We start from the raw sequence: 23,530 nt of genomic DNA, 5'->3' as shown, positions 1-23,530 counted from the left end.
CGCATGCGTAAAGGCCCGCGCGCCGCGGGCCAATGACGCAGTTGTTACGCCGCCTCGCCTTCTTCCTTGGGCTGGGCGAGGATCTTCACCGAGCCGCCGGCCTTCTCGACCGCCGCGATCGCGGTCTTGCTGGCGCCGTGCACTTCGATGTTGAGCTTGGACTTGAGTTCGCCACGGCCGAGCAGCCGCAGGCCGGCCTTGGCGCGGCGCAGCACGCCGCCCTTCACCAGGGCCTCGACGTTGACGACGCTGCCGGCGTCGATCTTCTTGGCATCGACCGCTTCCTGGAGCCGGTCGAGATTGATCTCGGCGAACTCGACGCGGAAGATGTTGTTGAAGCCGCGCTTGGGCAGACGGCGATGCATCGGCATCTGGCCGCCTTCGAAACCCTTGATGCGCACGCCCGAACGCGCGGTCTGGCCCTTGCCGCCGCGGCCGGACTGCTTGCCCTTGCCGGAACCGATGCCGCGGCCGACGCGCATACGCTTCTTGCGCGAGCCGGCGTTGTCGGCGATATCGCTGAGCTTCATCGCCCTTCTCCTTGTGTCTTGCGCACGATCTTCACCGAAAACCGCTTCCGGCTTTCCGGGACCGTTCGCCTTTGCTTACTTCTCGTCGATGATGCGGACGAGATGGTGAACTTTCTCGATCATGCCGCGGACCGCCGGGGTATCCGGCAGTTCGCTGGTACGGCCGATCTTGTTGAGCTTGAGCCCGATCAGGGTCGAACGCTGCGAGTGATGGCGGCGGATCGCGCTGCCGGTCTGCTCGACCTTGATCGTCTTTGCGGCCTTGGCCATGGGAGTCTACTCCGAAAAGCTTCCGTTAGTCGGCGGCCGCCTCGGCATCGCCGCCGATACGACGGGACTGGAGGGTGGACACCTTGATGTTGCGGCGGGCTGCGACCGAACGCGGCGAATCCTGGTGCTTCAGCGCGTCGAAGGTCGCGCGCACCATGTTGTACGGGTTCGACGAGCCGATCGACTTCGCCACCACGTCCTGGACGCCGAGCGTCTCGAACACGGCGCGCATCGGGCCGCCGGCGATGATGCCGGTACCGGCCGGAGCTGCACGCAGGTAGACACGGCCCGCGCCATGACGGCCGGCGATGTCGTGATGGAGCGTGCGGCCCTCGCGCAGCGACACCCGCGTCAGGTTGCGCTTGGCGGACTCGGTCGCCTTGCGGATCGCCTCAGGCACTTCGCGCGCCTTGCCGTGACCGAAGCCGGCGCGGCCCTTCTGGTCGCCGATCACGACCAGCGCCGCGAAACCGAAGCGCTTGCCGCCCTTGACGACCTTGGCCACGCGGTTGATGTGGACGAGCTTGTCGACGAACTCGCTGTCGCGCTCCTCGCGCTCCCTGCGTTCACGTCCGCCGCCGCGTTGATCGCGTCCACCACGTTGTTCGCGTTCAGCTGCCATGGTTTTTCCAATCCTTCAGAGGCTCGCGCCTCAATCCTCAAATTCTGTTAGAAGCTCAGCCCGCTCTCACGCGCCGCGTCGGCCAGAGCCTTGACGCGCCCGTGATAGAGATAGCTGCCGCGATCGAACACGACTTCCTTGACGCCCTTCTCGGCGGCGCGCTCGGCCAGCAACTTGCCGACCGCCTTCGCCGCATCGATGTCGGCGCCGGTCTTGCCGCCGTCGCGCATCGACTTCTCGAGCGACGAGGCAGAGGCCAGCGTCTCGCCCTTCAGGTCGTCGATGACCTGGGCGTAGATGTGCTTGGACGAGCGGAACACCGACAGGCGCGGACGGCCGCCGGCGGAACGGCGCAGCTTCAGCCGCACACTCCGCTTGCGCCGGGCATTCGTAACCTTGGCTTTGGACATGACCGGCTCCGTTACTTCTTCTTGCCTTCCTTGCGGAAGATGAATTCGCCAACATACTTCACGCCTTTGCCCTTGTAGGGCTCCGGCGGGCGATAGGAGCGGATCTCGGCGGCGACCTGGCCGACACGCTGGACGTCGCTGCCCGTCACCGTGATCTCGGTCGGCTTCGGCACGGTGATCGTGATCCCCTCGGGGATCGGATAGATCACGTCATGGCTGTAACCGAGCGCGAGCTGCAGATTCTTGCCCTGCATCGCGGCGCGATAGCCGACGCCGGTGATCTCGAGCTTCTTCTCGAAGCCCTTGGTGACGCCTTCGACCAGATTCGCGACCTGGGCGCGAGCGGTGCCGTACAGCGCCCGCGCGCGGTTGGTCTCAGCGCGCGGCTTGACCTTGACCTGGCCGTTCTCGAGCTTCACCTCGACGTCGTCATGAACGACGAACTGAAGCTGGCCCTTCGGCCCCTTCATCTTGACGGTCTGCCCATCGACGGTCGCGGTCACACCCGACGGAACCGCCACAGGCCTTTTGCCAACTCGTGACATGGATGAAAAATCCTTCTCAGAACACCGTGAAGAGGACTTCACCGCCCACATTCGCGTCGCGCGCGCTGTGGTCGGCCATGATCCCCTTCGGCGTCGACAACACCGAAATGCCGAGACCGTTATTCACCCGCGGCAGGTTCTTCACCGAGGCGTAAACACGGCGCCCGGGCTTGGAGACACGTTCGATCTCGCGGATGACGGGCTCGCCGTCGAAATACTTCAGCTCGATCTCGATCTCGCTGCGGCCCGAGGAGTGCTCGAGCGTGGCGTAGCCGCGGATGTAGCCCTCGGACTTGAGGACCTCGAGCACGTTCTCGCGCATCTTCGAACCAGGCGTGGAGACCTTGGTCTTGGAGCGCATCTGCGCGTTGCGGATACGGGTGATCAGATCGCTGATTGGATCGTGCGTAGACATCTAAACGACCCTCCTTACCAGCTGGACTTCACGAGGCCCGGGACCATGCCCTTGGAGCCAAGTTCGCGCAGCGCGATACGGGACAGCTTGTTCTTGCGATAGTTCGAGCGCGGACGGCCCGACAGCTCGCAGCGCAGGCGGATGCGGGTCGCCGACGAGTTGCGCGGCATTTCCGCCAGCTTCAGGGTCGCGGCGAACCGCTCCTCCATCGGCAGCGTCTTGTCGGCGATGATCGCCTTCAACCGCTCGCGCTTGGCGGCGGCGTTCTTCACCATCCGCTTGCGCCGGTTGTTCTTCTCGACTGAACTCTTCTTTGCCATGCTTGGCTCCTGGGTATCCGCGTTTGAGAGGCTCTAAGTCAGCGTCTCACTGCCGGAACGGGAAATTGAAAGCGGTCAACAAGGCCCTCGCCTCTTCGTCGGTCTTGGCCGTGGTGCAGACGGTGATGTCCATACCGCGGGCTTCCGTGACCTTGTCGAAGTCGATCTCGGGGAAAATGATGTGCTCCTTGATGCCGAGCGAGTAGTTGCCGCGGCCGTCGAAGCTCTTCGGGTTCAGGCCGCGGAAGTCGCGCACGCGCGGCAGCGCAACGTTCACCAGGCGATCGATGAACTCGTACATGCGGGCCTTGCGCAGCGTGACCTTGCAGCCGATCGGCTGGTTCTCACGCAGCTTGAAGGTCGCGATCGCGATGCGCGAATAGGTCACGATCGCCTTCTGGCCGGCGATCTGGGTCAATTCGGCAGCGGCGGTCTCGGCCTTCTTGCGGTCGTTGACGGAATCGCCAACGCCCATGTTCAGCACGACCTTGTCCAGGCGCGGAACCTGCATGACGTTCTCGTAACCGAACTTCTCGGTCAGAGCCGTGCGGATCTTCGCGTCATATTCCGCGCGCAGGCGCGGCGTGTAAGCGGCCTCAGCCATCGATCTCAGCTCCCGAGCTCTTGGCGATGCGGACCTTCTTGCCGTCCGCCAGAATCTTGAATCCGACGCGGGTCGGCTTTCCGTCCTTGCCGACATACGCGATGTTGGACAGTTGGATCGGCGCCTCTTTCGAGATGATGCCGCCCTCCTGGGCCTGCGTCTGCTTCTGGTGACGCTTGACCATGTTGATGCCGCGCACCAGCGCGGTGCCGGCGTCGGGGCGAACCTCGAACACTTCGCCGGTGCGGCCCTTGTCGCGGCCGGTCAGCACGACGACCTTGTCGCCCTTGCGGATCTTCGCAGCCATCACAGCACCTCCGGCGCGAGCGAGATGATCTTCATGTGGTTCTTGGCGCGCAGCTCGCGCGGCACGGGCCCGAAGATACGGGTGCCGACCGGCTCGGACTGGTTGTTGATCAGCACGGCGGCGTTGCGGTCGAAGCGGATGACCGAGCCGTCGGCGCGGCGGATGTCCTTGCGGACGCGCACCACGACGGCCTTCATCACGTCGCCCTTCTTCACCTTGCCACGCGGAATGGCTTCCTTGATCGACACGACGATGATGTCGCCGATCGTGGCGTAGCGGCGCTTGGATCCCCCGAGCACCTTGATACACATGACACGGCGTGCGCCAGAATTGTCGGCCACGTCGAGGTTGGTCTGCATCTGAATCATTGATGCACCTCGTCCTCTTTCTCTTTGCGCCAGCCCAGCCGGCGCTCAACATTTCCCTGAAGTCAGTCGGCTAAAGCCAACAGATCAGGCGCTTTTCTTGTGTTCGCCCCGGATCACGACCCAGCGCTTCAACTTCGAAATCGGCTTGGTTTCCTCGATCCACACCATGTCGCCCGGCTTGAACTGATTGCTCTCGTCGTGCGCGTGGTAATTCTTGGAACGGCGGATCGTCTTCTTGTAGATCGGGTGCGTGAAGCGGCGGTCGACGCGCACCACGATGGTCTTGGCTTGCTTGTCGCTGACGACCACGCCCTGCAAAGTACGTTTCGGCATCTTCGTAAGCCTCTTACTTCTTCTTCGCGCGCGTCTGCGCGGCGATGGTCTTGATCCGGGCGATGTCACGGCGGGCCTCGCGCAGGCGCGAGGTGTTCTCGAGCTGGCCGGTGGCGCGCTGGAAGCGCAGGTTGAAGCGCTCCTTCTTCAGGTTCAGGATGGCCTCATCCTGCTGGTCGGGGCTCATCGCGCGGATGTCTTCGATCTTCATCTGGGCCATGGCCATTACTCCGCAATGCGCTCGACGAAGCGCGTCTTGATCGGCAGCTTGGCGGCCGCCAGGGTCAGCGCCTCACGCGCCGTCTGGGTGTTGACGCCGTCGATCTCGAACAGCACCCGGCCCGGCTTGACGCGCGCGACCCACAATTCCGGCGAACCCTTGCCGGAGCCCATGCGGACTTCGGCCGGCTTCTTCGACACCGGAACGTCGGGGAACACGCGGATCCAGACGCGGCCGGCGCGCTTCATGTGGCGGGTCAGCGCGCGGCGGGCGGCTTCGATCTGGCGCGCGGTGACGCGCTCAGGCTCGGTCGCCTTCAGGCCGAACTGGCCGAACGCCAACGTCGCGCCCGAAGACGCAACGCCGTGGATGCGGCCCTTATGCGCCTTCCGGAACTTCGTTTTCTTAGGTTGCATCATGGCTTTAAGCCCTCAAATTCCTGTCTGGCTTTAGGCAGCGGCCGTCTCGCGGCGCTGACGGCCACCGCGATCGCCACTGCCGCCGGTCTCGCCTTCGGCCATTCTCTTGTCCTGGGCCATCGGATCGTGCTCGAGGATCTCGCCCTTGAAGATCCAGACCTTGACGCCGCAGGTGCCGAAGGTCGTGAACGCCGTCGCAACGCCGTAGTCGATGTCGGCACGCAACGTGTGCAGCGGCACGCGGCCTTCGCGGTACCACTCCATGCGCGCGATTTCCGCACCGCCCAGACGACCCGAGCAGTTGATGCGGATGCCTTCCGCGCCGAGACGCATCGCCGACTGCACGGCGCGCTTCATGGCACGGCGGAAAGCCACGCGGCGCTCGAGCTGCTGCGCGATCGACTCGGCCACCAGCGTCGCATCGAGCTCCGGCTTGCGGATTTCGACGATGTTGATGACGACGTCGGACGAGGTGATGTCCGCGACCTTCTTGCGCAACTTGTCGATGTCGGCGCCCTTCTTGCCGATCACCACGCCCGGACGGGCCGAATGGATGGTGACGCGGCACTTCTTGTGCGGACGCTCGATCACGATGCGGGCGACGGCCGCCTGCTTGAGCTCCTTGTGCAGGATCTCACGGATCTTGACGTCCTCGTGCAGCAGCTTGCCGTATTCCTGCTTGCCGGCGAACCAGCGGGAATCCCAGGTCCGGTTGATGCCGAGGCGCAGACCGATCGGATTGATCTTTTGACCCATCGTGTTCTCCTGCGCCCTTAAGCGGCGGCTTCAGCTTCGACCTGACGAACGATGATCGTCAGCTGCGAAAACGGTTTGTAGACACGGCCCGAGCGGCCACGGCCGCGGGCGGCGAAGCGCTTCATCACGAGGCCGTTGCCGACGAAGGCCTGCGCCACGACGAGATCGTCGACGTCGAGGTCGTGGTTGTTCTCGGCGTTGGCGATCGCCGATTCCAGGCACTTCTTCACGTCGACCGCGATCCGCTTGCGCGAAAACTGCAGGTCGGCGAGCGCGGCAGACGCCTTCCGGCCGCGAATGAGCTGGGCGACCAGGTTGAGCTTCTGCGGGCTCACCCGCAGCATCCGGGCGACCGCCTTGGCCTCGTTCTCGGCGAGGCTCCGTTCGCGCTTAGGTTTGCTCATCGTTTAATCCTCAAGCCTTCTTGGCTTTCTTGTCGCCGGAGTGGCCATGGAAGGTCCGGGTCGGCGAGAACTCGCCGAACTTGTGACCGACCATTTCCTCGTTCACGGCCACCGGCACGTGCTTCTGACCGTTGTAGACGCCGAAGGTCAGACCGACGAATTGCGGCAGGATCGTCGAGCGACGGCTCCAGATCTTGATGACGTCGTGACGGCCGGACGCGCGCGCGGCATCTGCCTTCTTGAGCAGAGAACCCTCGACGAACGGGCCTTTCCAGACTGAACGAACCATGTCCGGCGTTCCTTACTTCTTCCGCTTGTGGCGGCTTAGGAGAATGAATTTGTTGGTCGACTTGTTGGAGCGGGTCTTCTTGCCCTTGGTCGGCTTGCCCCACGGAGTGACCGGGTGACGACCGCCCGAGGTACGACCTTCACCACCGCCGTGCGGATGGTCGATCGGGTTCATCGAAACACCGCGGTTATGCGGCTTGCGGCCCAGCCAACGGTTGCGGCCGGCCTTGCCGATCGAGGTGTTCATGTGATCCGGGTTCGACACCGCGCCGATCGTGCCGCGGCAACGGCCGTGCACCAGGCGCTGCTCGCCCGAATTCAGGCGGATGATGACGTAGTCCTGATCGCGGCCGACGAGCTGGGCGTACGTCCCCGCGGAACGGGCCAGCTGGCCACCCTTCCCGATCTTGACCTCGATGTTGTGGATGATCGTGCCGACCGGCATGTTGCCGAGCGGCATGACGTTGCCCGGCTTCACGTCGACATAGTTCCCGGCCACGATGGTGTCGCCCACGGCCAGACGCTGCGGCGCCAGGATATAGGCCTGCTCGCCGTCCTGGTACTTGATCAGCGCGATGAACGCAGTGCGGTTCGGATCGTATTCCAGCCGCTCGACCGTCGCGGGCGCATCGACCTTGTCGCGCTTGAAGTCGACGAGGCGCAGCGTCTGCTTGTGACCGCCGCCGCGGAAGCGCACGGTGATGCGACCGGTGTTGTTGCGACCGCCCGAGGACTTCTTGCCTTCGGTGAGCGCCTTGACCGGCTTGCCCTTGTACAGGGCCGAACGATCGACCATGACCAGCTGGCGCTGGCCCGGCGTCGTGGGATTGAATGTCTTCAGTGCCATCGTCGTACGACCTTACAGACCGGTGGTGACGTCGATCCGGTGACCCTCTTCGAGGGTCACGATCGCGCGTTTGCTGTTCGACTGCGAGCCGATGGTGCCGCGGAAGGCCTTGACCTTGCCCTTGCGGACCAGCGTGTTGACGCTCTTGACCTTGACGTCGAACAGCTTCTCGATCGCTTCCTTGATCTGCGGCTTGGTCGCCTTGGCGGCCACCTTGAACAGCACCTTGTTGTGCTCCGAAGCGATCGTCGCCTTTTCGGTCACGACCGGCGACAGGATCACGTCGTAGTGGCGAGGCTCGATGTTCTTGCTCATTTGAAGCGCGCCTCCAGCGCATCGATGGCGGCCTTGGTCAGAACGAGCTTCTGACGGCGCAGGATGTCATAGACGTTGATGCCCTGGATCGGCAGCACGTCCATGTTCGGGATGTTGCGGGCCGCAGCGGCGAAGCCGTTGTTGAGCTCGGCACCGTCGATGATCAGCGCGTTGGTGAGGCCGAGGCCCGAGAAGTGGCCGAGCAGCGCCTTGGTCTTGGCGGCTTCCAGCGCGGCCTTCTCGATCACGACGAGATCGCCGTCCTTGGCCTTGGCCGAGAGCGCATGCTTCAGTGCGAGCGCGCGGACCTTCTTCGGCAAGTCGGTGGCGTGCGAACGCACCACCGGACCGAAGGCACGACCGCCGCCGCGGAACTGCGGCACGCGAGCCGAGCCGTGACGAGCACCGCCGGTGCCCTTCTGCTTGTACATCTTCTTGCCGGTGCGCCAGATCTCGGCGCGGCCCTTGGCCTTGTGCGTGCCGGCTTGGCGCTTGTTGAGCTGCCACTGCACGCAGCGCGCGATGATGTCCTCGCGCGGCTCGAGACCGAAAATGGCGTCGGACAGCTGGACGGAGCCGGCTTCCTTACCTTCGAGGGTGGTGACCTTCAATTCCATCTCACGCCTCCTGCGCAGCCGGAGCGGCTTCCGCGTCGCCAGCAACCTTGAACTTGCCGGGCTTCGGAGCTTCCTTCGGCAGCGGCTTCTTGACGGCGTCGCGCACGCGGATCCAGCCGCCCTTGGAGCCGGGAACGGCGCCCTCGACGAGGATCAGGCCACGCTCGACATCGGTCTGGACGACGCGAAGGTTGAGCGTGGTGATGCGGTCGACACCCATGTGGCCGGGCATCTTCTTGTTCTTCCAGGTCTTGCCGGGGTCCTGACGGCCACCGGTCGAACCGATCGAGCGGTGCGAGATCGACACACCGTGTGTGGCGCGCAGACCGCCGAAGTTCCAGCGCTTCATGCCGCCGGCGAAGCCCTTACCGACCGAGGTGCCGGTGACGTCGACGAACTGACCGACAACGAAGTGGTCAGCCTGGATCTCAGCGCCGACCGGGATCATGGCGTCCGCGGTGACGCGGAATTCCTCGACCCGGCGCTTCGGCTCGACCTTGGCGACCGCGAACTGGCCGCGCTCGGCCTTCGGCATGTAAACGGTCTTGCGGCTGCCCGAACCGAGCTGGAGCGCGACGTAACCGTTCTTCTCTTCGGTGCGGTGGCCTACGACCTGGCAATTGCCGAGCTTCAGCACGGTCACGGGGATATGTTCGCCGGCCTCCGTGAAGACCCGCGTCATCCCGACCTTTTGTGCGATCACTCCGGAGCGCATCGGCTTGCTTCCTGTTCTCTTTGTCCGCTTTTGGCGAACGGGATCCAAAATCTTAGAGCTTGATCTCGACGTCGACACCGGCGGCCAGGTCGAGCTTCATCAAAGCATCGACGGTCTGCGGGGTCGGATCGACGATGTCGAGCAGGCGCTTGTGAGTGCGCATCTCGAACTGTTCGCGGCTCTTCTTGTCGACGTGGGGCGAACGGTTGACGGTGAACTTCTCGATGCGGGTGGGCAGCGGAATGGGTCCGCGGACCTGCGCGCCGGTGCGCTTCGCCGTGTTCACGATCTCGCGGGTCGACGTATCGAGGATACGATGGTCGAACGCCTTGAGACGGATACGAATGTTTTGGCCGTTCATTGCCGTGGTCTCTCTTCAGTGGGTGGCGAATAGCGAATAGCGAATGTCACCATTCGCTACTCGCCGTCCCTTTTCTCGTAATTACTCGATGATCGAGGCGACGACGCCGGCGCCGACGGTGCGGCCGCCTTCGCGGATCGCGAAGCGGAGCTTCTCTTCCATCGCGATCGGCACGATCAGGTGCACTTCCATCGCGATGTTGTCGCCCGGCATCACCATCTCGGTGCCTTCCGGCAGGTGCACGACACCGGTCACGTCGGTGGTGCGGAAGTAGAACTGCGGACGGTAGTTGGTGAAGAACGGGGTGTGGCGACCGCCCTCTTCCTTGGTGAGGATGTAGGCCTCAGCCTTGAACTTGGTGTGCGGCTTGACCGAACCCGGCTTGGCCAGAACCTGGCCGCGCTCGACGTCCTCGCGCTTGGTGCCGCGGAGCAGCGCGCCGATGTTGTCGCCGGCCTGGCCCTGATCGAGCAGCTTGCGGAACATTTCGACGCCGGTGACGGTGGTCTTCTGGGTGGCGCGGAGACCGACGATCTCGATTTCCTCGCCGACCTTGACGACGCCGCGCTCGACACGGCCGGTCACGACGGTGCCGCGGCCCGAGATCGAGAACACGTCTTCAACCGGCATCAGGAACGGCTGGTCGATCGGACGCTCCGGCTGCGGGATGTACTCGTCGACGTTCTTCATCAGCTCGAGGATGGCGTCGTGGCCGAGCTTCTTGTCGGAGTCTTCGAGAGCGGCCAGCGCCGAACCCTTGATGATCGGGATCTTGTCGCCGGGGAATTCGTACTTCGAGAGCAGCTCGCGGACTTCGAGCTCGACGAGCTCGAGCAGCTCCGGATCGTCGACCATGTCGCACTTGTTGAGGAACACGACGAGCGCGGGCACGCCGACCTGGCGGGCGAGCAGGATGTGCTCGCGGGTCTGCGGCATCGGGCCGTCAGCGGCCGACACGACCAGGATCGCGCCGTCCATCTGGGCAGCGCCGGTGATCATGTTCTTCACGTAGTCGGCGTGGCCGGGGCAGTCGACGTGGGCGTAGTGCCGGTTCGGCGTCTCGTACTCGACGTGCGCGGTCGAGATGGTGATGCCGCGGGCCTTCTCTTCCGGCGCCTTGTCGATCTGGTCGTACGCGGTGAACGTCGCACCGCCGGCTTCGGCGAGAACCTTGGTGATCGCCGCGGTCAGCGACGTCTTGCCATGGTCGACGTGACCGATGGTGCCGATGTTGCAGTGCGGCTTGGTACGTTCAAACTTTGCTTTGGCCATTTGACTCTCCGTTCAATCGTCAGCTTTCAACCGACGACAATCAGGCAAACTTCTTCTGGACTTCTGCCGACACGTTGGCCGGCGCTTCTGCGTAGTGATCGAACTGCATGGTGAAGGTCGCGCGACCCTGGCTCATCGAGCGCAGATTGTTCACGTAACCGAACATGTTCATGAGCGGCACCATCGCGTTGATGACGTTGGCGTTGCCGCGCATGTCCTGCCCCTGGATCTGACCGCGCCGGGAATTCAGGTCGCCGATGACCGAGCCGGTGTAGTCTTCCGGGGTCACCACCTCGACCTTCATGATCGGCTCGAGCAGGACGGACTTGCCCATCTGCAGCGCTTCGCGGAAGCAGGCACGCGAGGCGATTTCGAAGGCGAGCGCCGACGAGTCGACGTCGTGATACTTGCCGTCGACCAGCTGCACCTTGACGTCGACCACGGGGAATCCCGCGACCACGCCGGACGACAGCACGCTCTCCAGGCCCTTCTCGACGCCGGGGATGTATTCCTTCGGCACCGCGCCGCCGACGATCTTCGATTCGAACTCGAAGCCCTTGCCGGCTTCGTTCGGCTCGACGATGAACGACACGGCCGCGAACTGGCCGGTACCGCCGGTCTGCTTCTTGTGGGTGTAGCTGTGCTCCACCCGCTTGGTGATGCGCTCGCGGAACGCCACCTGCGGCGCGCCGATGTTGGCATCGACCTTGTAGGTGCGCTTGAGGATGTCGACCTTGATGTCGAGATGGAGTTCGCCCATGCCCTTGAGGATGGTCTGGCCGGACTCGTGGTCGGTCGACACGCGGAAGGACGGATCCTCCGCGGCGAGCTTGGCCAGCGCCACGCCCAGCTTCTCCTGGTCGGCCTTGGACTTCGGCTCGATCGCGATCTCGATGACCGGCTCGGGGAATTCCATCTTCTCCAGGATCACCTGCTTGTCGGGATCGCACAGCGTGTCACCGGTGCGCGCTTCCTTCAGGCCGGCCAGCGCGACGATGTCGCCGGCGTAGGCTTCCTTGATGTCCTCGCGGTTGTTCGCATGCATCAACAGCATGCGCCCGATCCGCTCCTTCTTCTCGCGGGTCGAGTTCACGACGCCGGTGCCGCTCTGCAGAATGCCGGAGTAGATGCGGCAGAAGGTGATGGTGCCGACGAACGGGTCGTCCATGATCTTGAACGCGAGCAGCGCCAGCGGCTCCTTGTCGTCCGCCTTGCGCACGACTTCGTTGCCCTTGTCGTCGGTGCCCTTGATCGCGGGCACGTCGAGCGGCGACGGCAGGTAGTCGACGACGGCGTCGAGCAGCGGCTGCACGCCCTTGTTCTTGAAGGCCGAGCCGCACAGCACGGGATAGAACGCGCCGGTCAGCACCGCCTTGCGGATCAGGCGCTTCAGGGTCGCCTCGTCCGGCTCCTTGCCGTCGAGATAGGCGGCCATGGCGTCATCGTCGAGCTCGACGGCGGCTTCCACCATCTTCTCGCGGTATTCCTTGGCCTGGTCGACGAGGTCTTCCGGAATGTCGACGTAGTCGAACTTGGCACCGAGCGACTCGTCGTTCCAGACGACGCCCTTCATCTTCACGAGGTCGACGAGACCCTTGAAGTTGTTCTCGGCACCGATCGGAAGCTGGATCGCGACGGGCTTGGCGCCCAGGCGATCGACGATGTCCGACAGACATTTGAAGAAGTCGGCACCGATCTTGTCCATCTTGTTGGCGAAGACGATGCGCGGAACCTTGTACTTGTCGCCCTGGCGCCAGACGGTCTCGGTCTGGGGCTCGACGCCCTGGTTGGAGTCGAGCACGCAGACGGCGCCGTCGAGCACGCGCAGCGAACGCTCGACTTCAATGGTGAAGTCGACGTGGCCGGGCGTGTCGATGATGTTCAGGCGCTTGCCGTTCCAGAACGCGGTGGTCGCGGCCGAGGTGATCGTGATGCCACGCTCCTGCTCCTGCTCCATCCAGTCCATCGTCGCGGCACCTTCGTGCACTTCGCCGATCTTGTGGCTCTTGCCGGTGTAATAGAGGATGCGCTCGGTGGTCGTGGTCTTGCCGGCGTCGATATGCGCCATGATACCGAAGTTACGGTAGTCCTCGATGGCATGTTGGCGGGGCATGGGTCGTTCCTTGCGAGTCCGAGTGTGTCGCCGTTACCAGCGGTAGTGCGAGAAGGCGCGGTTGGCTTCCGCCATGCGGTGCACGTCTTCGCGCTTCTTGACGGCGTTCCCCCGGTTGTTCGATGCGTCCAAGAGCTCCGCCGAGAGCCGCTCGGTCATCGTCTTCTCGTTGCGCTCGCGCGCAGCCGCGATCAGCCAGCGAATGCCGAGAGCCTGACGGCGGGTCGAGCGAACCTCGACCGGAACCTGGTAGGTCGCGCCGCCGACGCGGCGGGAGCGAACCTCGATGGTCGGCATGACGTTCTCGAGCGCCTGCTCGAACACGCCGAGCGGGTTCTGCTTGGTCTTGGATTCGATGATGCCGAACGCACCATAGACGATGCCTTCCGCAACCGACTTCTTGCCGGCGTACATCACCGAGTTCATGAACTTCGTGACGATGATGTTCCCGAACTTCGGATCCGGAAGAACTTCGCGCTTTTCCGCAGAGTGGCGACGAGACATAGGCTTGGTTCCCGCTTACTTCGGACGCTTGGCGCCGTACTTCGAACGACGCTGCTTACGGTTCTTGACGCCCTGGGTGTCCAGAACGCCGCGGAGGATGTGGTAGCGCACGCCCGGCAAGTCCTTGACGCGGCCGCCGCGGATCATGACCACCGAGTGCTCCTGGAGGTTATGGCCCTCGCCGGGGATGTAGCCGATCACCTCGAAGCCGTTGGTCAGGCGCACCTTGGCAACCTTACGAAGCGCCGAGTTCGGCTTCTTCGGGGTCGTGGTGTAGACGCGCGTGCAAACACCACGCTTCTGCGGCGACTGCTGCAGCGCCGGCACCTTCTTGCGCGACTTCTGCACTTCCCGCGGTTGAGCGATCAGCTGGTTGATCGTCGGCATACTGGCCTTCACCCTTTTTCTGCCGCGGCCCCTCTCGGGTCCGCTGTCTTGCCGCGGCCCGTCACCGGGTCCGCAAATTCTGTTCGAGCCACCCGCCCGAGGAGGCCACCTTGCGCGAAATAACCCGCGCAAAGCGAAATTGCGCCAACCGCTCCATCAACGAGCGGAAAGCGCTTCGACGCCACAGAGGACCGCAGTCTTGAAGCCGTTCAGCGCAATGCCGCGGCCCGCACACTGAGGTCATGCATCCGAATTCGATCTCAAGAGAACGTGCTCGAGAGAACTAAAGTCGCACTGGCATTGCCTAGCTATGATCGACAGCGTTTGAGCGGCATTCGTCGAGGTTGGTGCCCGTCTTTGCGACCCCTGGCAGATCTAGTCTTTGGGGATCAACGGGTGGCCCGTTCCGACGCTGGCGATGCTCACCGCCTGTCGTTAAGTGAGGCGCTTTCTATAAGTGAGAATCGGTCAAGTCAAGGTGAAACGACAGTCACAAAGCGCTTCATGCGCTTGCCAAAATCGCTGTTTGCCGCCCTCGCCGCGCCGCCCCCAATATGGGACCTAAGTCTCCAATTCGCCAGCCCACAAGCAATTTATATCCGGACAAAAAGAAACTTTATTATCGGCGGCGAGGGGCTTTTGTGCTCGAAATGCGTTAAGGCGCGTTAATCTCTCCGCGTCGGCAGCAATCCGCGACGAACATCACCATGATCGGCGTGGGGTGGTCCGGTCCAACCGACAACGGCGGTGTCGGCTGCACGGCGCTTTTCGACGGCCCGGCCGGTCTGCATGAGAGCCATCTGACCGCGTTTTTCGAATCGAAGAACTCGCCGCCAGGTTCGGCCCGCGCGCCACGGACCAGAATCACGGGCTCGCTACGGCCCGGTCAGTCCTCCTCGTCGTCGTCATCGTCGTCATCGTCGCGGTCGTCGGCGGCGTGAGCTGCGGTGCCGTGGGGCTGGTGGATCTGATCGTTCCACAGCTTGCGATAGGTGCCGTTCTTGGCGAGCAGCTCGGCGTGGGAGCCGCGCTCGATCGCCCTGCCCCCTGAAATCACGATGATCTCGTCCATTTCGACCACCGAGGTCAGGCGGTGGGTCGACCAGATCATGGTGCGGCCCTTGGCGACCTTGAGCAGCGTGCGGTTGATCGCGGCCTCGGTGGTCTGGTCCAGCGCCGAGGTGGCTTCGTCCAGCAGCAGCACGGAGGGGTTCCGGATGATCGCGCGCGCGATCGCGATGCGCTGGCGCTGGCCGCCCGACAGCGTATCGCCGCGCTCGCCGACCAGCGTGTCGTAGCGCTGCGGCAGGCTCATGATGTAGCGGTGGATCTCGGCCTTCTTGGCGGCCTCCTCCACCTCCTCGTCGGTTGCGCCCTCCTTGCCGAGCCGGATGTTCTCGCGGATCGACATGTTGAACAGCATGTTCTCCTGGAACACCACCGCCATGCTCCGGCGCAGCGAGTCCAGCGTCACCTTGCGGACGTCGACGCCGTCGATGGCGACGCGGCCTTCGTCGGGCACGTAGAGCCGCAGGATCAGATTGAGCAGCGTGCTCTTGCCGGAGCCGCTCGGACCGACGATCGCGATGCGCTTGCCGGCATTGAGCTTGAGGCTGAGATTGTCCAGCACCGGCGTCTGGCTGCCCTCGTACTGGAAGGTGACGTGATCGAAAGTGATGTCGTTGGTGATGCGCGGCAGGTCCGGCGCGCCGGGACGATCGGCCCCGCGGGTCGGCTCGTCGAGCAGTTCCTGAATGTGACGGATCGCGGCGGCCGAGGAGATCGACACCGGGATGAAATGCATCACATGGGCGATGTTGTAGGAGACCTCCCAGAACGCGCTCTCGAAGGTGACGAAGGTGCCGATGGTGATCTGGCCCTTGGTCGCCAGATAGGCGCCGATCGCGAGCACCACCAGGTGCAGGAGGAGCACCGAGATGGTGACCGTCCGCTCCACCATGGTCGAGAGGAATGTGGCCGAGGCAATCCTGTTGCGGGTCTCGTCGTTGCGCAAGGTGAAGAAACCGAACATCTTGCGTTGCAGGCTGAACGCCTTGATCACCGCCTGGGCCGCCACGTTCTCCTGCACCAGGCCGAGCAGCGCCGATTCGTTGAGCTTCTGCTCGTAATTGGCCTGCACCGCCTTCGGCGTCAGGATCCGGGGGCCGATCAGCGTGATCGGGAACACCAGCAGGGCGACGACGGCGAGCTGCCAGTTGAGGAAGACCATCAGGATGATGCCGGCGATCAGCTCCAGGAACGGCAGCGCGGCACTGTTGGCGAACGTCTTGACCGCGCCTTCGAAGGCCGAGAGATCGACCGAGAAGCGCGACAGGATCTCGCCGCGCCGGGTGCGGCCGAAATAGGCCGCCGGCAAATCCTGAACGTGCTCGAACAGGCGCTTGCGGACATCGGAGATGATGCAAGCGGCAAGGCGCGCGTCCCAGCGTTCGTACCAGACCGCAACGATCGAGGTGAAGATGCCGGCGACGGCGAGCACGCCGAGGATCTTGTAGAGCGCCTGAAAATCCTCCTCGCCGAGCGCATCGTCGATCAGGAACTTGAGGCTGAGCGGCATGATGACGTTGAACAACGTCTCGATCACGACGCCGAATGCCACGAATGACAGCATCCGCTTGTAATTGGAGAGATAGGGCTTGACGAACCCGACGATGGTCGCGAGGGCGCCGGCAGCTTCGCGCGCGGTAAAGACGACGAGGTCCTCGTCTTCTTCGTCGTCGTCCTCGAGCTCAAGCTCGTCATCCGCCTCATCGTCGTCGTCCTCGTCGAGGTCCGGCTTGGCGACGGCAAGCTTGTCGTCGAGCTCGGCCGCCTCTTCCGCGGCGAGCTTCTGTTTGTCGGGCGGGAGGGGTTTGGACGCCATGAAACCAACCGATGCTGACGGCCGGCATGACCGCAGAGAACGCAGGAATAGCGGCAACCGCTATTGCACCGATTCTATGCGATCAGGATGAATTCGGCAAAACAATTGGCGAACTCGATCCGCGTTCCCTGGGACTAGTCCTCGTCCTCGACCTTGTCGAAGAAGGAATAGCGCAAGCTGTCCGCGTCGGCGTACCACTGCCCCGGCCCCTTGTTGGCGGCGAGTGTCGCCTCCCACAGCGCATCGGTGCAATCCTTGCGGTGCATCGACAGGTCGAAGCCGTTGCCGAAGAACAGCTCGGACCATTCCCACCAGGTGCCGAGCTTCTTGACCCCGCGCAGGAGGTCGTAGCGGTCGATCAATGCCGGCGCCATGTCCGAGGTGATGGAGCCGAACACGAGGCCGGTCTTGACCACGCGGTTGAACTCGCGGATGGCGCGGACCACCTGCTTCGGGGAAACGTGGCAGAGGCTGGTCTCGAACACGAAGTCGAACGTGCCGTCCTTGAACGGCATGTCGGTGATCGAGCCGAGCTTGTTGTACTTCTTCAGCGCCTTCGGCGTCTTGGCATGGATGGCGCGGTTGTTCTCCATCCCCCATGCATCGATGCCGCGATCGCGCAGCGCGCCGACCAGTTCGCCGCTGGCGGAGCCCGCGATGAGCAGCTTGGCGCCCGCCGCCTTGCCCCAGACGATGCCGATCAGCTTGGTCAGGTAGTCGGGATCGGTGAAGTGCCGCCACGCCTGGTGATAGGGGCCGAGGCCGCGATAATTCTCGAAATAATCGCGATCGATCTTGTCAGAGAGCGGCTTCTCGCTCTGCGCGCGTTCGCGGCGCAAGCGCATCATCTCGGTCAGGATGATGTCGGTCGCCGCGTCCGAGGAATCGAGCAGGCCGTTCAGCGTCGAATCGAACAGATAGTCGCCGACCACCACGATGCCGGGGTGCTCCTTCGGCTCGGGCCGGTGATTGGTCATGACGTCGCGCACGGGCAAGCCACCAGGCAGCGCGTTCACCGAGGACAGCCAGCGATGGATCTTGCCTTCGATGAAGTGCAGACGCGCGTCGCCGAGAGAGGCCGGCAGCGACTTCAGGGCGGCATCGATCAGCTCCTGGTCCGACAGATTGGCAAAAGCCAGCGCGTCGGAGCCGGGAATAAGCCAGTTCAGAACACCATGCTTGCCGACGTCGTGACGTGCGCCCTCGTTGTAGACGCAGCAGCCGCCGAAGGCTTCCGACATGAACCATGCGCCCGGAATCCTGTCGCCCCAGAACGGCTCGTCGAACAGGATCGAGACGCGCAAATAATGCGCGGGCCGGTCGAAGTATGAGACGTGCTTGACCATCGACTTGCGCAGCTGCTCGCCTTCCCACCCCATGGTGGCGAGCCAGGAATGCGGCAGGCAGACCAGCACGAGATCGAAGTCGCGCGTCTCCGGACCCTTGCCGTTCATCATCTTGAGCTGATAGCGGCCGGTCGGCGCCTTGCCGACGGTGAGCACGCGGTGATTGAGCTGGATGTCGGCATTGACCTCCGACTGCAGGCATTCGATCAGCTGCTCGTTGCCGTTCTGGATGGAATAGAGGCCGATATAGCCGTCGACGTCCATCAGATAGTTCTTGAGCGCGTTGAGGCCGTTGGTGTTGTGGCTTTCGGTCGCGATGTCGGAGCGCGCCATCACCTTGAAGAAGCGCTTTGCGATGGCGTCCTCGACCTCCTCGTCGAGCACCTGCTCGGCCGTCTTGTAGGCCCAGGGATGCTCGTTGTCGTGCGCGCCGACGCCCTCGTAATATTCCACCGGCGACATCACCTCGGCGCAGCGCTTGCGGAAGGCTTCGATCGCGGCCGCAGTCTTGGCGCCGTATTTGCGGCGCATGCCCGGAACGTCGTTGAGCAGCTCACCGCCGAACTGGACCTGCTCGGCATCCATCGGAATGGTCTGGAGTCCGAAATGCTGGATCAGCTCGCGCAAGGGGTCCGGGCCCGTCATCGAGTAGTCGTAGATCTCGGCAACGCCGGCCTCGTACATCGCGGGCGCCGAATCGAACGTGCGCGTGACGATCTTGCCGCCGAGCCGGTCGGAGGCCTCGTAGATGGTGACGCGGCAGAGGTCGCCGAGCTTGCGCTTCAGGTACCAGGCGCTCATCAGCCCGCCGGGGCCGCCGCCTACGATTGCAAGATCAAGCATGAGAGTTCCGTGGTCTTCCGGCCCTGCCCCCTTCACGGGACCACCGGTCTAAGTCGCCTTAGCAGAAGCGCTTTTGCGGCTGAAGGAAAGATGAACAAAGGGCGATCCTGCATCGCAGCAAGCAAAGAAAGCAGCAAAAAGGCCGGCAAAAGCCGGCCTTTTCATTGTCCTCGGTATTCCTACGGATGAACGATCATTCCGCAGGCGGCAGCGCGGGAAGCTCGGCTTCCGGCGCCGGCGACACGACGGCGGCCTGCTTCTCGCGCTCGTCCAGGATCAGCTTGTCGCGCTTCATGGCGACTTCGCGGATCTTGGCCATGGAGGCGCCGGTGCCCGCCGGGATCAGCCGGCCGACGATGACGTTCTCCTTGAGGCCTTCGAGCGGATCGATCTTGCCGTTGACCGCCGCCTCGGTGAGGACGCGGGTGGTCTCCTGGAACGATGCCGCCGAGAAGAAGGAGCGGGTCTGGAGGCTCGCCTTGGTGATGCCGAGCAGAACCGGCGTTCCCGTGGCGGGCTTCTTGCCCTCTTCCCTGGCCTTCTCGTTCAGCGCGTCGAACTCGATCTTGTCGACCTGCTCGCCGGAGATCATGTCCGTGTCGCCCTGGTCGGTGACTTCCACCTTCTGGAGCATCTGACGGACAATCACCTCGATGTGCTTGTCGTTGATGAGCACGCCCTGCAGCCGGTAGACCTCCTGGATCTCGTTGACCAGATAGGCCGCGAGCTCCTCGATGCCCTTGACCGCAAGGATGTCGTGCGGCGCCGGGTTGCCTTCCACGATGAAGTCGCCCTTTTCGACGACGTCGCCGTCCTGAAGGTGGATGTGCTTGCCCTTCGGGATCAGGTACTCGCGCGGCTCGTCGGTCTTGTCCATCGGCTCGATCGAGATGCGACGCTTGTTCTTGTAGTCGCGCCCGAACCGGATGGTGCCCGCGATTTCGGCGATGATCGCCGCATCCTTCGGGCGCCGAGCCTCGAACAGTTCCGCCACCCGCGGCAGACCGCCGGTGATGTCACGCGTCTTGGCGCTTTCGGTCGAGACACGGGCGAGGATGTCGCCCGGCTGGACCTTGGCTCCGATGTCGACCGAGAGAATGGCGTCGACCGACAGCATGTAGCGGGCGTCGCCGCCACGGGCGAGCTTGAGCACCTTGCCGTCCTTGCCCTTGATCACGATGGCCGGACGCAGGTCCGAGCCGCCGCGCGTCGAGCGCCAGTCGATGACCACGCGCTTGGCGATACCGGTGGCCTCGTCGAGCGTTTCCGAGATCGACTGTCCCTCGACCAGATCCTCGAAGCCGATGGTACCTTCGACCTCGGTGAGCAGCGGACGGGTGTAGGGATCCCACTCGACGATGCGCTGGCCGCGCTTGACCATGTCGCCCTCGTCGACGTGCAGGCGCGAACCGTACTGGATACGGTGCGTCGCACGCTCGGTGCCGTCGGCATCGACGATCGCGACAACCATGTTGCGCACCATCGCGATCAGGTGACCTTCGCTGTTGCGGGCGATGGCCTTGTTCCTGATCACGATCTTGCCGTCGAAGTTGGCTTCGACGAAGGACTGCTCGTTGAGCTGCGCCGCACCGCCGATGTGGAAGGTGCGCATGGTGAGCTGGGTGCCCGGCTCGCCGATCGACTGCGCCGCGATGACGCCGACCGCTTCGCCGTGGTTGACCGGCGTGCCGCGGGCGAGGTCGCGGCCGTAGCACTTGCCGCAGATGCCGTTGACGAGCTCGCAGGTCAGTGCCGAGCGGATCTTCACCTCCTGGATGCCTGCCTGATGGATGGCATCCACGTGGCTCTCTTCCATCAGCGTGTCGCGCTTGACGATCACCTGGCCGGAGCTGTCACGCACGTCTTCGCAGGCCGTGCGTCCGAGGATGCGCGAGCCGAGCGAGGCGACCACGGTGCCGGCATCGACGATGGCCCGCATCTTGATGCCGAGCTTGGTGCCGCAATCGCTCTGCGTGATGATGCAGTCCTGCGCCACGTCGACGAGACGACGGGTCAGGTAGCCGGAGTTCGCGGTCTTCAACGCAGTGTCCGCGAGGCCCTTGCGGGCGCCGTGGGTCGAGTTGAAGTACTCGAGCACCGAGAGGCCTTCCTTGAAGTTCGAGATGATCGGCGTCTCGATGATCTCGCCCGACGGCTTGGCCATCAGGCCGCGCATGCCCGCGAGCTGGCGCATCTGGGCCGGCGAACCGCGGGCACCGGAGTGAGCCATCATGTAGATCGAGTTGATGTCGGCGTCGGCTCCGCTCGCCGTCTTCTTGGTGGCGGAGATCTCCTTCATCATCGCCTTGGCGATTTCTTCCGTGGCCTTCGACCAGGCGTCGACGACCTTGTTGTACTTCTCGCCATGGGTGATCAGACCGTCGTTGTACTGCTGCTCGAAATCCTTCGCCAGCGTACGGGTGGTGTCGACGATCTTCCACTTGCCGTGCGGCACGACCATGTCGTCCTTGCCGAACGAGATGCCGGCCTTGAACGCGTTGTAGAAGCCGAGCGCCATGATGCGGTCGCAGAAGATCACCGTCTCCTTCTGGCCGCAGTGGCGGTAGACTTGGTCGATGACGCCGGAGATCTCGCGCTTGGTCATCAGCTTGTTGATGATCTCGTAGGAGATGCGCGGGTTCTTCGGCAGCAGATTGCCGAGCATGACGCGGCCGGCGGTGGTCTCGATCCAGCGCTTGGAGACCTTGCCGGTCTCGTCCATGCCCTCCCACCGGTACTTGATCTTGGTGTGGAGGTGGATGACCTTCGCGTGCAGCGCGTGCTCGAGCTCGGCCATGTCGCCGAACACCTTGCCCTCGCCGGGCAGTCCTTCGCGCATGATCGAGACGTAGTACAGGCCGAGCACGATGTCCTGCGACGGCACGATGATCGGCTGGCCGTTCGCCGGATGCAGGATGTTGTTGGTCGACATCATCAGGACGCGCGCTTCCAGCTGCGCTTCGAGCGACAGCGGAACGTGCACGGCCATCTGGTCGCCGTCGAAGTCGGCGTTGAACGCGGAGCAGACCAGCGGGTGAAGCTGGATCGCCTTGCCCTCGATCAGCACGGGCTCGAACGCCTGAATGCCGAGGCGGTGCAGCGTCGGTGCGCGGTTGAGCAGCACCGGATGCTCGCGGATCACCTCGTCCAGGATGTCCCAGACCTCGGGCCGTTCCTTCTCGACCAGCTTCTTGGCCTGCTTCACGGTGGTGGACAGGCCCTTGGCGTCGAGCCGCGAATAGATGAACGGCTTGAACAGCTCGAGCGCCATCTTCTTCGGCAGGCCGCACTGATGCAGGCGCAGCTCGGGACCGACCACGATCACCGAACGGCCCGAATAGTCGACGCGCTTGCCGAGCAGGTTCTGGCGGAAGCGGCCCTGCTTGCCCTTGAGCATGTCGGCGAGCGACTTCAGCGGACGCTTGTTGGCGCCGGTGATGACGCGGCCGCGGCGGCCGTTGTCGAACAGCGCATCGACCGCTTCCTGAAGCATGCGCTTCTCGTTGCGGATGATGATGTCGGGCGCGCGCAGCTCCATCAGCCGCTTCAAGCGGTTGTTGCGGTTGATGACGCGGCGATAGAGGTCGTTGAGATCAGAGGTCGCGAAGCGGCCGCCGTCCAGCGGCACCAGCGGACGCAGGTCCGGCGGAATCACCGGGATCACGGTCATGATCATCCATTCCGGCTTGTTGCCGGAATGGCGGAACGCTTCCACGATCTTCAGGCGCTTGGCGAGCTTCTTGTGCTTGATGTCGGAGTCGGTCTCCTGCATCTCGGCACGCAGCGAGGCCTCAAGCTTCTCGAGGTCCATGCCCTTGAGCAGCTCGCGGATCGCCTCGGCGCCGATCATGGCGGTGAAGCTGTCCTGGCCGTACTCGTCCTGGGCCTTCAGATACTCGTCTTCCGACAGCAGCTGACGGTCCTTCAGCGCGGTGAGGCCCGGCTCGAGCACGACGTAATATTCGAAGTAGAGGATCCGCTCGAGATCCTTCAGCGTCATGTCGAGCAGGAGGCCGATGCGCGAGGGCAGCGACTTCAGGAACCAGATGTGGGCGACGGGGGCTGCGAGCTCGATATGGCCCATGCGCTCGCGCCGGACGCGCGACAGCGTGACCTCGACCGAGCACTTCTCGCAGATGATGCCCTTGTACTTCATGCGCTTGTACTTGCCGCACAAGCACTCGTAGTCCTTGATCGGCCCGAAGATGCGGGCGCAGAACAGGCCGTCGCGCTCGGGCTTGAAGGTGCGATAGTTGATGGTCTCCGGCTTCTTGATCTCGCCGTAGGACCAGGACAGAATCTTCTCTGGAGACGCGATCGAGATCCGGATCTGGTCGAAGACCTGAGCCGGCGTCGTCGGGTTAAAGAGATTCATAATTTCTTGGTTCATCGTCTTCTCCTCGCGTGCCGGTCGCCTCCGGCCGCAAATTCGAAAATCACTTCTGCACGGCACTCTGCCCTCAAGGCCTCGGGCGGGGCGCCGATGCCCGGCCGCGAAGGCCGGGCATGACAGGT

Annotated in this window: 28 protein-coding genes; all 28 read right to left on the bottom strand. The window is 63.7% G+C overall.

The window, feature by feature from the left end:
• Positions 1 to 44: 44 nt before the first annotated feature.
• The 28 genes from rplO to rpoC all read right to left on the bottom strand — a co-directional run bounded on the left by rplO (position 45) and on the right by rpoC (position 23,405).
• Positions 45 to 530 carry a 50S ribosomal protein L15 gene (gene rplO, locus ACNJYD_RS15710; protein ID WP_025036983.1) on the bottom strand — a complete coding sequence of 162 codons (486 nt, stop codon included), beginning with the start codon at positions 528 to 530 and terminating at the stop codon, positions 45 to 47.
• 75 nt (positions 531 to 605) lie between these two features.
• The gene (gene rpmD / locus ACNJYD_RS15705; protein WP_025036984.1) at positions 606 to 800 is read right to left on the bottom strand and encodes a 50S ribosomal protein L30; all 195 of its coding nucleotides are present in this window, start codon (positions 798 to 800) and stop codon (positions 606 to 608) included.
• A gap of 25 nt (positions 801 to 825) precedes the next feature.
• A complete protein-coding gene (rpsE, locus tag ACNJYD_RS15700) occupies positions 826 to 1,422 on the bottom strand; it encodes a 30S ribosomal protein S5 (RefSeq protein WP_014494507.1) in 597 nt (198 codons plus the stop codon).
• A gap of 47 nt (positions 1,423 to 1,469) precedes the next feature.
• Entirely contained in the window at positions 1,470 to 1,832 is a 363-nt protein-coding gene (gene rplR, locus ACNJYD_RS15695) for a 50S ribosomal protein L18 (protein WP_024342458.1), read from the bottom strand.
• A gap of 11 nt (positions 1,833 to 1,843) precedes the next feature.
• Entirely contained in the window at positions 1,844 to 2,377 is a 534-nt protein-coding gene (gene rplF / locus ACNJYD_RS15690) for a 50S ribosomal protein L6 (RefSeq protein WP_172783202.1), read from the bottom strand.
• A gap of 16 nt (positions 2,378 to 2,393) precedes the next feature.
• Positions 2,394 to 2,792 carry a 30S ribosomal protein S8 gene (gene rpsH / locus ACNJYD_RS15685; protein WP_018322269.1) on the bottom strand — a complete coding sequence of 133 codons (399 nt, stop codon included), beginning with the start codon at positions 2,790 to 2,792 and terminating at the stop codon, positions 2,394 to 2,396.
• 14 nt (positions 2,793 to 2,806) lie between these two features.
• Positions 2,807 to 3,112 (bottom strand): 30S ribosomal protein S14, encoded by a 306-nt coding sequence (rpsN, locus tag ACNJYD_RS15680; protein ID WP_028137018.1) that lies wholly within the window; start codon positions 3,110 to 3,112, stop codon positions 2,807 to 2,809.
• Between the two features lie 46 nt (positions 3,113 to 3,158).
• Positions 3,159 to 3,716, bottom strand: a complete 558-nt coding sequence (rplE, locus tag ACNJYD_RS15675) for a 50S ribosomal protein L5 (RefSeq protein WP_025036988.1) — start codon at positions 3,714 to 3,716, stop codon at positions 3,159 to 3,161.
• On the bottom strand, positions 3,709 to 4,023 hold the full coding sequence (rplX, locus tag ACNJYD_RS15670) for a 50S ribosomal protein L24 (protein WP_011088142.1): 315 nt from the start codon (positions 4,021 to 4,023) through the stop codon (positions 3,709 to 3,711). The genes rplE and rplX overlap by 8 nt, the downstream gene beginning before the upstream one ends.
• Positions 4,023 to 4,391: a 50S ribosomal protein L14 gene (rplN, locus tag ACNJYD_RS15665; protein WP_007603030.1), complete on the bottom strand. Its 369-nt coding sequence runs from the start codon at positions 4,389 to 4,391 to the stop codon at positions 4,023 to 4,025. The genes rplX and rplN overlap by 1 nt, the downstream gene beginning before the upstream one ends.
• A gap of 84 nt (positions 4,392 to 4,475) precedes the next feature.
• Positions 4,476 to 4,724: a 30S ribosomal protein S17 gene (rpsQ, locus tag ACNJYD_RS15660; protein ID WP_024342452.1), complete on the bottom strand. Its 249-nt coding sequence runs from the start codon at positions 4,722 to 4,724 to the stop codon at positions 4,476 to 4,478.
• 13 nt (positions 4,725 to 4,737) lie between these two features.
• Positions 4,738 to 4,944, bottom strand: a complete 207-nt coding sequence (gene rpmC / locus ACNJYD_RS15655) for a 50S ribosomal protein L29 (protein WP_025036989.1) — start codon at positions 4,942 to 4,944, stop codon at positions 4,738 to 4,740.
• Between the two features lie 5 nt (positions 4,945 to 4,949).
• Positions 4,950 to 5,363: a 50S ribosomal protein L16 gene (rplP, locus tag ACNJYD_RS15650; RefSeq protein WP_008136349.1), complete on the bottom strand. Its 414-nt coding sequence runs from the start codon at positions 5,361 to 5,363 to the stop codon at positions 4,950 to 4,952.
• Between the two features lie 30 nt (positions 5,364 to 5,393).
• Positions 5,394 to 6,119 (bottom strand): 30S ribosomal protein S3, encoded by a 726-nt coding sequence (gene rpsC / locus ACNJYD_RS15645; RefSeq protein WP_061876881.1) that lies wholly within the window; start codon positions 6,117 to 6,119, stop codon positions 5,394 to 5,396.
• Between the two features lie 17 nt (positions 6,120 to 6,136).
• A complete protein-coding gene (gene rplV / locus ACNJYD_RS15640; RefSeq protein ID WP_024342451.1) occupies positions 6,137 to 6,523 on the bottom strand; it encodes a 50S ribosomal protein L22 in 387 nt (128 codons plus the stop codon).
• 10 nt (positions 6,524 to 6,533) lie between these two features.
• Positions 6,534 to 6,812, bottom strand: a complete 279-nt coding sequence (gene rpsS, locus ACNJYD_RS15635) for a 30S ribosomal protein S19 (protein ID WP_008136357.1) — start codon at positions 6,810 to 6,812, stop codon at positions 6,534 to 6,536.
• Between the two features lie 12 nt (positions 6,813 to 6,824).
• Entirely contained in the window at positions 6,825 to 7,658 is an 834-nt protein-coding gene (rplB, locus tag ACNJYD_RS15630) for a 50S ribosomal protein L2 (RefSeq protein WP_172783201.1), read from the bottom strand.
• Positions 7,659 to 7,670: 12 nt separating this feature from the next.
• Entirely contained in the window at positions 7,671 to 7,973 is a 303-nt protein-coding gene (locus ACNJYD_RS15625) for a 50S ribosomal protein L23 (protein WP_025036992.1), read from the bottom strand.
• A complete protein-coding gene (gene rplD, locus ACNJYD_RS15620; protein WP_018647243.1) occupies positions 7,970 to 8,590 on the bottom strand; it encodes a 50S ribosomal protein L4 in 621 nt (206 codons plus the stop codon). The genes ACNJYD_RS15625 and rplD overlap by 4 nt, the downstream gene beginning before the upstream one ends.
• A 1-nt stretch (position 8,591) precedes the next feature.
• Complete coding sequence (gene rplC, locus ACNJYD_RS15615; RefSeq protein ID WP_025036993.1) at positions 8,592 to 9,305, bottom strand: 50S ribosomal protein L3; 714 nt, start codon at positions 9,303 to 9,305, stop codon at positions 8,592 to 8,594.
• 52 nt (positions 9,306 to 9,357) lie between these two features.
• On the bottom strand, positions 9,358 to 9,666 hold the full coding sequence (gene rpsJ, locus ACNJYD_RS15610) for a 30S ribosomal protein S10 (RefSeq protein ID WP_002712302.1): 309 nt from the start codon (positions 9,664 to 9,666) through the stop codon (positions 9,358 to 9,360).
• Between the two features lie 81 nt (positions 9,667 to 9,747).
• Positions 9,748 to 10,938 (bottom strand): elongation factor Tu, encoded by a 1,191-nt coding sequence (gene tuf, locus ACNJYD_RS15605; RefSeq protein WP_025036994.1) that lies wholly within the window; start codon positions 10,936 to 10,938, stop codon positions 9,748 to 9,750.
• Between the two features lie 40 nt (positions 10,939 to 10,978).
• On the bottom strand, positions 10,979 to 13,051 hold the full coding sequence (gene fusA, locus ACNJYD_RS15600) for an elongation factor G (RefSeq protein WP_212254949.1): 2,073 nt from the start codon (positions 13,049 to 13,051) through the stop codon (positions 10,979 to 10,981).
• A gap of 33 nt (positions 13,052 to 13,084) precedes the next feature.
• Entirely contained in the window at positions 13,085 to 13,555 is a 471-nt protein-coding gene (rpsG, locus tag ACNJYD_RS15595) for a 30S ribosomal protein S7 (RefSeq protein WP_018647239.1), read from the bottom strand.
• A gap of 15 nt (positions 13,556 to 13,570) precedes the next feature.
• The gene (rpsL, locus tag ACNJYD_RS15590; RefSeq protein ID WP_007603006.1) at positions 13,571 to 13,942 is read right to left on the bottom strand and encodes a 30S ribosomal protein S12; all 372 of its coding nucleotides are present in this window, start codon (positions 13,940 to 13,942) and stop codon (positions 13,571 to 13,573) included.
• Between the two features lie 886 nt (positions 13,943 to 14,828).
• Positions 14,829 to 16,826: an ABC transporter ATP-binding protein gene (locus tag ACNJYD_RS15585; protein WP_439366848.1), complete on the bottom strand. Its 1,998-nt coding sequence runs from the start codon at positions 16,824 to 16,826 to the stop codon at positions 14,829 to 14,831.
• Between the two features lie 134 nt (positions 16,827 to 16,960).
• Positions 16,961 to 19,015 carry an FAD-dependent oxidoreductase gene (locus ACNJYD_RS15580; RefSeq protein WP_439366847.1) on the bottom strand — a complete coding sequence of 685 codons (2,055 nt, stop codon included), beginning with the start codon at positions 19,013 to 19,015 and terminating at the stop codon, positions 16,961 to 16,963.
• Between the two features lie 193 nt (positions 19,016 to 19,208).
• A complete protein-coding gene (gene rpoC / locus ACNJYD_RS15575) occupies positions 19,209 to 23,405 on the bottom strand; it encodes a DNA-directed RNA polymerase subunit beta' (RefSeq protein WP_172783197.1) in 4,197 nt (1,398 codons plus the stop codon).
• Positions 23,406 to 23,530 lie beyond the last annotated feature (125 nt).

The organism is Bradyrhizobium sp. SPXBL-02, assembly GCF_051853065.1.
Lineage (GTDB): Bacteria > Pseudomonadota > Alphaproteobacteria > Rhizobiales > Xanthobacteraceae > Bradyrhizobium.
This window is presented reverse-complemented; position numbering and strand designations above follow the sequence as displayed.